The 2,635-nt window shown below is 65.8% G+C and carries 2 protein-coding genes; one reads left to right on the top strand and one right to left on the bottom strand.

The window, feature by feature from the left end; all coding sequences use genetic code 11:
* Positions 1-38 precede the first annotated feature (38 nt).
* Entirely contained in the window at positions 39-1,226 is a 1,188-nt protein-coding gene (locus ACFVJ3_RS49290) for an NAD(P)/FAD-dependent oxidoreductase (protein WP_378459014.1), read from the top strand.
* Between the two features lie 68 nt (positions 1,227-1,294).
* Here ACFVJ3_RS49290 and solA read toward each other — a convergent pair whose 3' ends face one another.
* A complete protein-coding gene (solA, locus tag ACFVJ3_RS49285) occupies positions 1,295-2,431 on the bottom strand; it encodes an N-methyl-L-tryptophan oxidase (protein WP_378459013.1) in 1,137 nt (378 codons plus the stop codon).
* Between the last annotated feature and the right edge of the window lie 204 nt (positions 2,432-2,635).

Raw genomic sequence — 2,635 nt, 5'->3', positions numbered from 1 at the left:
GACACCGGACCGTATCTAGCTGAAGGACAGGGAATGCGATGACGAATCTTCGATCCGACACCCAGTGGGACTCGGTGAGTGCCTGGGACGACGACCCGGTGGTCGCGTCGTGGAACGGTCTTCCGGTGTTGGAACAGAATGTCACGGCCGACGTCTGTGTTGTCGGCCTCGGCGGGTCGGGGCTCGCAGCGATCGCCACCGTGGTCGAACGTGGGCTGCAGGTTGTCGGCGTCGACGCCGGGAGGGTCGCGGCCGGCGCGGCGGGCCGCAACGGCGGCTTCCTCCTGGGCGGCCCGGCGACGTTCCTCCACTCGTCCCTCACGACCTGGGGGACGTCGTCGGTCGATCTCTACCGCGCAACTCTTCTCGAGTTGGACCGACTTGCCGAGATGCTGGGTCCGGAGGTCATCGCACGGACGGGCTCCATTCGCCTCGCGGGATTGCCCGGCGAACCTGTCGACGATGCCGAGGCCGCCGACCGTGTGGCGGAACTCGCGGATTGCGCAGCACTGGAAACGGTTCTGAGTGCCAACGACATCGCTGTCGAAGAATACGACGGCGAGCTCGGGCGCGGCCTGTTTCTGCCCGACGACGCGGCCATGAACCCCTCCCGTCGAGCTCTGGGGCTGGCGTCACTCCTTCGGGGACGGGCCGGCCTGTACGAGCACTCGGCTGTGACGGCCGTGGAGAGTGGAAGGGTGACAACAGAACACGGTTCGGTCAGTGCGCCTGTCGTCATCGTCGCGGTGGACGGCAAACTCGAACAGGTCCTCCCGGACTTGCAGGGGCGGGTCCGGACGGCACGTCTGCAAATGCTCGGGACGGCGCCGGGGCTGCCCGAACGCCTGCCGTGTCCTGTGTACGGACGCTGGGGATACGACTACGCCCAGCAAGCGAAGGATGGGCGCCTGTTCGTCGGGGGCGGGCGAGACCGTTTCGTCGACACCGAGTGGACATTCGACACTTCACCCACTCCGGACGTCCAGGGCTACATCGAACGAATAGCGGAACGTATGGCGGGCAAGCCCGTCGACGTCATTCGGAGATGGGGTGCATCCGTGAGCTACACCACCGACGGCCGTCCCCTCTGCTCCGAGGTTCTTCCCGGTGTCATCGCGATCGGTGGGTACAACGGGACGGGAAACCTGGTGGGCCCCGTCGCTGCCCGTGCGGCTGTGGCACTGGCACTGGACTCGACGACACCCCCGGTGTACTTCTCCGCCTAGCCGGCGAGGGGGAGGGCCGGCGGCCCTCCCCCTCGATCGCAACCGCGCGAACGCCGTATTCCGGTGTGTCAATCCGCGAATCGGTTGACATCGAACAACTCCAAAGGGAACTCGGGGGTCGAGCCGCAGCTGAGATCGGCGGCGATCTCCCCGATCACCGGTGCGAATTTGAAACCGTGACCAGAGCAAGCGGAGATGACCGTCACGTTCCTGTAGGCGGGTGGATTTCCGATGACGAAGTGGCCGTCGGGTGTGTTCGTATACATACACACCGCGGCCCGCACGGGGCGCGAACCCAATCCAGGCAGGTAACGACGAACGAGGTCCCGCAACGGAGCGGTGTCCTCGTCGTGGACCACACGATCCAACTCGTCAGGGTCGGTCTCGCGCCCGCCGAGATGGAGCGCGATCTTGACCGTCTGTCCGTCCATGCTGGGGAAGCCGTACCACCTGCCTTCCGGGCTGTCCCGCAGAAATACCGGGAAGCGGTCCGGCCCGAACTGTGTCGGATCCTCGGCCGGGAACCATGCGAGGATCTTGCGCTCCACAGTCAAGGGGAGCTGGGCGGCAGGGAGAAGGCCGGGAATCCACGCGCCGGCCGCGACCACGACGTGGTCGGCTCGAATGACCTCGTCGTCGAGCCGCACGAGCACCGTGTCACCGGGACCGTCCTCGATTCCCCGGACGCGGCTCTCGGGACGCACGGAGGCCCCCAATTCGCACGCACGGCGCACGGCGCCGGTGATCGCCAACTCCGGCCTTATCACGCCGGCGTCCTTCTCCCAGATGGCCGTATCTCCCTCACGTAATCGCTGAGTAGGAAACCGGGCACCGAACTCGGCCGGGTCGAGAATTTCCTGTGTGAGGGAATGCACCTTGGCTGCTTCGAGGGCGCCACCCACGATCACGCCGGTCGAGGGGCCGATGCTGAGGCCCCCGGTCATCGCCAGGACGGGTTCGCCAGTTTGCTCGCCGAGTTCCCGCCATCCTCGGAGTGCGGCTCGGAGCATAGGGACATACGTGGGATCCTCATGATATGCAGTTCTGAAGATGCGCGACTCGCCGTGCCCGGAGCCACGATCGTGCCCGGGAGTGAACTGCTCGAGACCGACGACAGGAACACCGCGCTCCGACAGCCGCCACATGATCGCGGAGCCCATGGTGCCGGTACCTATCACGGCGACATTGGTCCTCGTCGTGGTCATCGCGTGCGCACCAGCGTGTATTCACCAACGGGGCAATTGGTCATGATCACAGTGGCCTCTCGAATGTGCAGTAGGGCTGCGGAGCCGGACTCGCAGGTCTGTCCCGGCAGGTAGCGGTGCCGTCGAGCGCATCCACTACCTGCCGACCAGACATGTTGCCATCCCGGAGACTCCGCACCTATGTCACCGAACGCCTCGACATCT

This window comes from Rhodococcus sp. NPDC127593 (genome assembly GCF_042671975.1).
GTDB lineage: Bacteria > Actinomycetota > Actinomycetes > Mycobacteriales > Mycobacteriaceae > Rhodococcus_F.
The sequence above is the reverse complement of the archived record's forward strand: the minus strand, read 5'-3'. Positions and strand labels throughout refer to the sequence as shown.